Below are 6,382 nucleotides of genomic sequence, written 5' to 3'. Positions count from 1 at the left end.
ATTTCAAATACTACTTTATCTAATTTCTTATTAGCAATAGCTAAGGTTCATGAAATTAATATTAACGTATCTCCCGATTTAGAAGAGATTAATATTATCAATAACTTTTCAAATGTTTATATTTCAGATTTATTGCTTTTCCTTGCAAAGGAATACCAATTGAATATCGAATTTACAGGGAATATCATATCAATTTCTAAATTTATAGCTCCACCTCCTATTATTGAAGAAAAGAAAATTCTAGCCAATTTTAATCCTGAGCGAGAGCTTATAAATATAGACTTAAGAGGCGATCCATTAGCAAAGGTATTTCGAAAAATAACAGATGTATCTGGAAAGAACCTTGTGTATGCCCCTGGAATGGAATCGCTGAAACTCACTTCCTACCAGAAATCCGTTCCTTTCGATCTAGCTATGAAAAATCTTGCACTATCCAATAATCTTGAGGTGCAGAAATCCGAAAGGGGATTCTTTATTTTTAATAGTTTAATTCAAACTGGAGATAATGAAAATGCAATTGCAACACGAAACTCAAAAGATTTTTATTTTAAAATAATAGATTCAACAAAGAATAGAATACAGGTAGATTTTAAAAATGTACCGGCCAATAGAATTATTTATGCTCTTATACGTGAATTGGGCCTTGACATTTTTACTGCCACACCGCTTAATAATTTACCAGAAATTACGGTTTCAGCTGAAAGCATATTTGTAGATCAGCTTTTTGAAAAGATTTTTCAAAGCATTAATTCAAGAGAAGACGTAGTAAATGCATCGAACGCCACTGATAGAAATCAGATAAATAATCAAGTAATTTCAAATCTTACTTTTAAGAAAGAAAATGGAATTTACTATTTCGGAACAGAGAATCAGTTAACGATTAAAGATATTGAAATCATCCCAATGATGTATAGATCTATTGAAATGCTCTCAGATCCAACTAATAATTTTGAAAAAAGACGTCAGAGCAGAAATAGTAATTTTATATCAGGTAGTACAAATTATTACGGTCAAAATAATCCTAGGGATGACTATAATAACGTTGGAAATCAAAGAAACTACACAGGAAGTTCAAACGCAGATGTTCAAGATAGCTCCGGAAATATTTTTGACATTATACCTAACGAATTACTAGATAAGATTGATTTAAAAATTGATCGAGAATTGAATAGTTTTATTGTGAGTGGTCCCTCAAGAAATATAGAACACTTCAAAAATTTTGTTGAATATATCGATAGACCTGTACCAGTAATTCTCATTGAAGTAATGATTCTTGAAGTTAATAAATCTGCGCTTGTTGAAACAGGGGTGACTTTTGGCCTTGGAGAAGAGGAAGTACAAACTGAAGGACAAGCTTTTCCCTCAGCAAATATGCGTTTGGGGGCGGAAACCGTTAACCGAGTAATTGGAGGTTTTGATGCATTCAGCTCATTAAACATTGGTCAGGTTTTACCCAACTTCTATATGGACATTAAGGCAATGGAATCCAACGGAAATCTAAAGATCCTATCAACTCCAAAGCTAAGCACCCTCAATGGCCACAAAGCATACTTATCTAGTGGACAAACTACATACTATGCCGTAACAAATCAAAATTTTTTCGGTTCCCAAATACCACAAACTTCAGAAATTACAAATTACTACCCAATTGATGCGGAATTGGCGCTGGAAATCATGCCGATTGTAGCTGGAAATGGTGAAATTACCATGGATATAAATGTTATCCAGTCTAGTTTTAACGGAGAACGAATTGCCGAAAATGCTCCTCCCGGAATGAACAGTCGGGAATTTTCTTCCATAATTAGAATGCGAGATAAAGATGTGGCAATTTTAGGAGGGATTGAACAAAGAACGAAAGATGATTCAGGATCAGGAGTACCTTTTCTTGCAAGAATTCCAATAATAAAATGGTTGTTTAGTGAACGTAGAAGAGAAGATTCCAAAAAAAAGTTAAATATTCTTATAAAACCTACTGTAATTTATTAAAAAATGTACCTTCAAAATCACCTCAAATTTGGTAAACAAATTTATTCTTTGGAGTATAACGGTACGCTGGACGAATACCGGATCAACATGGTATCTGCCACGTTTTCAGGAAATAAAGTAAAAAAAAACAATGAGGAATCCTTTGTATCAGTAAATAATCTAAAAGATAAAATTCAAAACAAGCATTGTTTTTTAACAATCAGTGGGCCACAGGTTCTAGTTAAGGAGGCTTCCAAAAAATCTAGCCATATGGATGCCCTCAAAGAGACATTTCCTAATCTTGATCTTGAAAGTATTTATTATCAAATATGGGAAGTTGAAAATGCCTTTCTAATCGCTATTGCAAGAAAAGATTTTGTCAATTCTATAGTCGAACTATTAAACAACAATTCAATTCTTGTGGTTGGTTTTAGTCTTAGCTTTCTTAGTTTACAAAACATTTTCAAATGGGTAGAGCCAAAAATTGTTCATATTGAGAATTTTAATGTCAAACAAGATTTTGGGAAGATCCGAGTCTACCAAAGTGTAAAAACAAGAAATTTTATCGAGAACTATATCATTCAGGATGAAACTATTAATTTTAAATATCTAGTTTCTTATTCTGCTATATTTAATTATTTTACTGCTCAAACATTTTCTTTATCAAACCTGCATGAAAGAAATGAATATCTAAGTAAATATTATATTCAAAAAAGGTTTTTCTGGAAGTTTCTTAAAATTTCTTTAAGTAGCCTTATCGTCATATTATTAATAAATTATATTTTTTTCTCTTCTTTTCATAACCAATATCGAGAATTAATAGATAAAGAAATTGCTTCGCAAGAAAATCACCTATCATACCAATCACTAAAAAATGATCGAGAAAATAAACTCAAGCTTATTGAAAATATAAAATCTAATGGTAATTCCAACGTAATTTACCGATTAAACCAGCTTGTAGTGGAAAAGCCGAAGGATATTAGTTTTCTAGAAATGGTTTTTCAACCACTCCAAAGTAATATTGTTCCAAATGAACCCATAATTTTAAATGAGAACTATATATTATTAAAAGGAATTACCAGGAACGATACTGCTTTTTCAAAATGGATGATAAATCTGGAAAAATACTACTGGATAGACAATGTAAAAGTCATTGATTTCGTGAATGAAGATCGCAAGGAATCCAAGTTTTCTATTTTAATAAATACAACAGATGACCCAAAAAAATAAAAATCTTTTACTGGTAGCTGTATTTATCATAACCAGTATTCTCGCCTACAAATATTCCATTACGAAGACTTTAGATTTAAAAAGCGAAATTTCTAATATAAATCGTTCTTTATCAATTTCGGATGAGCGAAATTTTAAAATCAATATTTTAAAATCAAAGAATCAACGGCTTGACTCAATTATACAAATTAATAATCTCAATTCTTCGTCTGTTCATAATCAGTTATTGTCCATTTTAAATAATAGTTCGGACAGTCTTAATTATCAGATCATCGCATTTAAAGCACCTCATGAATATATTACCGATGCTAATGAGAATGTCACCTCCTACAACTTTAAATTAGAAGGAAGTTACAAAGATTTAGAAAAGATTTTGTTTAGTATAGAAAATAATTATAGTCTTGGTAGATTAGTTCATACTAATTTCTATTTAGAGACCGACTATCGTACAACAATCAAGAAGCTACATGTAAATGCCATTATTCGCCATATCAAAGAAAAGAGCGATTAAATCCCCAATCTAGAGAATTATAGAAACCCAATATCTTTCGCTTTAATTACCAGCGCAAGATCACTTTTTATTTCTACCTGAAAAGCTTCTTTCATTATTCTCTTACGTTTCTCAATTGCAGCTAAGGACAATGGAATTTCATTTGGTAAATCTTTAGTTTTCAATCCTTTCGACAAGAAATACAAAATTTTCCTATCATTACTATCCAGAATAAGTTCACTCTGGATTTGCTTTCTTAGCAAATTGGTTACCGTATGACTATAGTAAGATTTACCTTCTAAAATATCATTAAATGCTGTTACTAAATTATTCGGTTTAATATCTTTCTTAATTAGAAAACCTTCCGGATTAATAGTCTTAAGGATGTTGAATAGTCTAAAGTTGTCATCTGACATAGTCATTACTAGAATTCGAACTTCGGGATAGTTTTTGCGGATGAATAAAGCCAAATCTTCACCGGAAACCATATCCAAACTTTCTTCTGCTGGCATATTCATATCCAGACATACTAAATCATAAGGCGAAGAGGCATTCGTGATTTTGAGGTATGTAGAAGCTAAATCATTTGATGTTTCTATTATAAATTGATTCTTGCTATTCTTTTTTAAAACATTTTTATAACCTTCCAATATTAACGGATGGTCATCAACTAACAGAACCTTTGTTCTTTTCATAAATTACTTGGAATTAGAATTTTAAATTTAGTTCCCGTTGAATTAGATTCAACATCAGCATCCCCTCCCAACTCATTAGTACGCGAATATACATTTTTGATTCCAAGACCCTTTTTTGTCTTTTGAATATCAAACCCATTACCATCGTCTAAAACTTGCACTTGAATTTTATTCTTCAATGACTTAAATATAATACTAATTTTTTGTGCATCAGAATATTTTATTGCATTGAAGACTAATTCTTGAACTATCCTATATAAGTGTATTTTAATTTTGTTATTTACGATTAACCAGTCAATTTCTTTGTCCACTTGCAAAGAGATTTGAATACCTGAAATTTTTTCATTATTCTGGACAAACTCCTGAATAATTTCTATCAAATCTACCTGTTTACCTTCCCTATCATTGGCAAGGTCATGAGAAATCTCTCTTATTTCACTTTCAATTCTTTGAAGTTCTTCTATATTAGTAAAACGAGTTAAAATTGAGTCAGGATCATTGTCATCATTTAAACTCTCTAGAGTCATCCTAATTCCAAATAATTTACTGAGTATACCATCATGCAATTCTGAACTAATCCTATATTTCTCTCTTTGCTTAGCCTCCTCAACTTTTTGCTGTTGAGTTAAAAGTAAATTATATATTTCCTCATTTGCGTCTTTCTGCTGTTTTTCAAGAATCAATTTCCTGTTATTTACCCTTTGACTCCTTATAATATATACAAGCGTAACAAATATTAATAGAATTGAGAAACTTATAATAATCCATTGTTGCTGATAATTCAATGTTTTATTTTCCTCAATGAATTGATCGGTCTCGAATTTAATTCTTGCAAACTTATTTCGTAATGATCTATCCTGAATTGCTATGCTATCCCTTATTTCTATGTATTGCTTTAAATGCTTATTTTCCCTCTCAGGATCTACATTTATTAGAAAAATTAAGGAACTTAGTAAGTCTCGAAAATTATTATTAGAAATGGCAAGTTCTCTTGATTTTCGAAAATTACTAATTGCAGCTAGAGTATCTTTATGAACTCTCAAATAATACTCTCCTAGATGAATATAGTTGATCGCCATTCCAGAAGTATGATTAAGGCTATCTCTTAAACTAAGTGATTTCCTCAAATTTTTCTCCACGCCCTCTACTTCGCCTAGCTTAAAATTATTGTAAGCAAGGTTATCAATAAGCATCGCGTAAAGCTTAGGATCCTGTTGAAGTAAATTCTTTTCTACTAATGCTCTATCAAAATAATTTTTGGCAAAACTATAATTGCCCATGTTTTGATACACAACACCAATATTATTCAATGTCGGTGCTTCTGAAATTGTTGGGTTTAATTTTTTCTTATGATATAATGCTAATTCATGATATTTTATAGCATCTTCAAATTCATGCATCCCATTATATACTATTCCAAGATTATTATAAGCCATGTAAAGTTGCTTATGTCTTTTGAGAGGTTCTAGTAGACGTATTGAATTTATGGTGGTGATTTCACTACCAGTGTAATCTCTAGCATCTGATTGAATCACAGCCATATTTAGCAGCATTCTACCAGCATAGAATGATGCTTTGATATCATTATAATTTTTGAATGCCCTATTGTAATAAAAGTAAGAGCTATCTTTTAAATTATTATAGTAAAAGAAGTTCGCTAAATCCCAATAAGATTCTGCAATCCCGAGTGTATCAATTCTTTTATTTGAAAAATTTCGTGATTTAGTATTCCAATATCGAAATCTTGCGGAATCATTTTCTTTATAAAATTTATAAGATGTTTTAAAGATAAACTTCCGTTTTATAGAATCTTCTTGGATTTCATTAAGATAAGTCTCTAATAGAGATTGGTCATCAGTATCTGCTATGTAAGATTGAATATCTTGTTCATTGAAAGAGACATTATGATCTTCAAATGAACAATTGGATACCAACACTAGGATTCCTGATAAATAAAGAATTTTAAGAAATTTATTGATAACGTTTATATCTATAATATTAT

General features: G+C 30.7%; 5 protein-coding genes. 3 read left to right on the top strand and 2 right to left on the bottom strand.

Translation table 11 applies throughout. The features are described 5' to 3' along the window. The 3 genes from ACNKXS_RS13735 to ACNKXS_RS13725 form a co-directional block, all read left to right on the top strand. A partial coding sequence (locus ACNKXS_RS13735) for a type II secretion system protein GspD (protein ID WP_417921351.1) occupies window positions 1–1,986 on the top strand: 1,986 nt, incomplete at its 5' end. 3 nt (window positions 1,987–1,989) lie between these two features. Beyond that, window positions 1,990–3,195 (top strand): hypothetical protein, encoded by a 1,206-nt coding sequence (locus tag ACNKXS_RS13730; RefSeq protein ID WP_417921350.1) that lies wholly within the window; start codon window positions 1,990–1,992, stop codon window positions 3,193–3,195. A gap of 226 nt (window positions 3,196–3,421) precedes the next feature. Continuing rightward, window positions 3,422–3,706, top strand: a complete 285-nt coding sequence (locus ACNKXS_RS13725; RefSeq protein WP_417921349.1) for a hypothetical protein — start codon at window positions 3,422–3,424, stop codon at window positions 3,704–3,706. 17 nt (window positions 3,707–3,723) lie between these two features. On the opposite strand, the gene ACNKXS_RS13720 is transcribed toward ACNKXS_RS13725, so the two are convergent. After that, window positions 3,724–4,380, bottom strand: coding sequence for a response regulator (locus ACNKXS_RS13720; protein ID WP_417921348.1), 657 nt, complete (start codon window positions 4,378–4,380; stop codon window positions 3,724–3,726). After that, complete coding sequence (locus tag ACNKXS_RS13715) at window positions 4,377–6,317, bottom strand: tetratricopeptide repeat-containing sensor histidine kinase (RefSeq protein ID WP_417921347.1); 1,941 nt, start codon at window positions 6,315–6,317, stop codon at window positions 4,377–4,379. The genes ACNKXS_RS13720 and ACNKXS_RS13715 overlap by 4 nt, the downstream gene beginning before the upstream one ends. Window positions 6,318–6,382 lie beyond the last annotated feature (65 nt).

Source organism: Christiangramia marina (assembly GCF_048285865.1).
In the GTDB taxonomy this organism is placed as follows: Bacteria; Bacteroidota; Bacteroidia; order Flavobacteriales; family Flavobacteriaceae; genus Christiangramia; species Christiangramia marina.
This window is presented reverse-complemented; position numbering and strand designations above follow the sequence as displayed.

What these genes read in the sequence shown, in the direction of transcription:
- ACNKXS_RS13730 (WP_417921350.1), top strand. Translation starts at nt 1,990, where the DNA reads ATGTACCTTCAAAATCACCTCAAATTTGGTAAACAAATTTATTCTTTG.
- ACNKXS_RS13720 (WP_417921348.1), bottom strand. Translation starts at nt 4,380, where the DNA reads ATGAAAAGAACAAAGGTTCTGTTAGTTGATGACCATCCGTTAATATTG.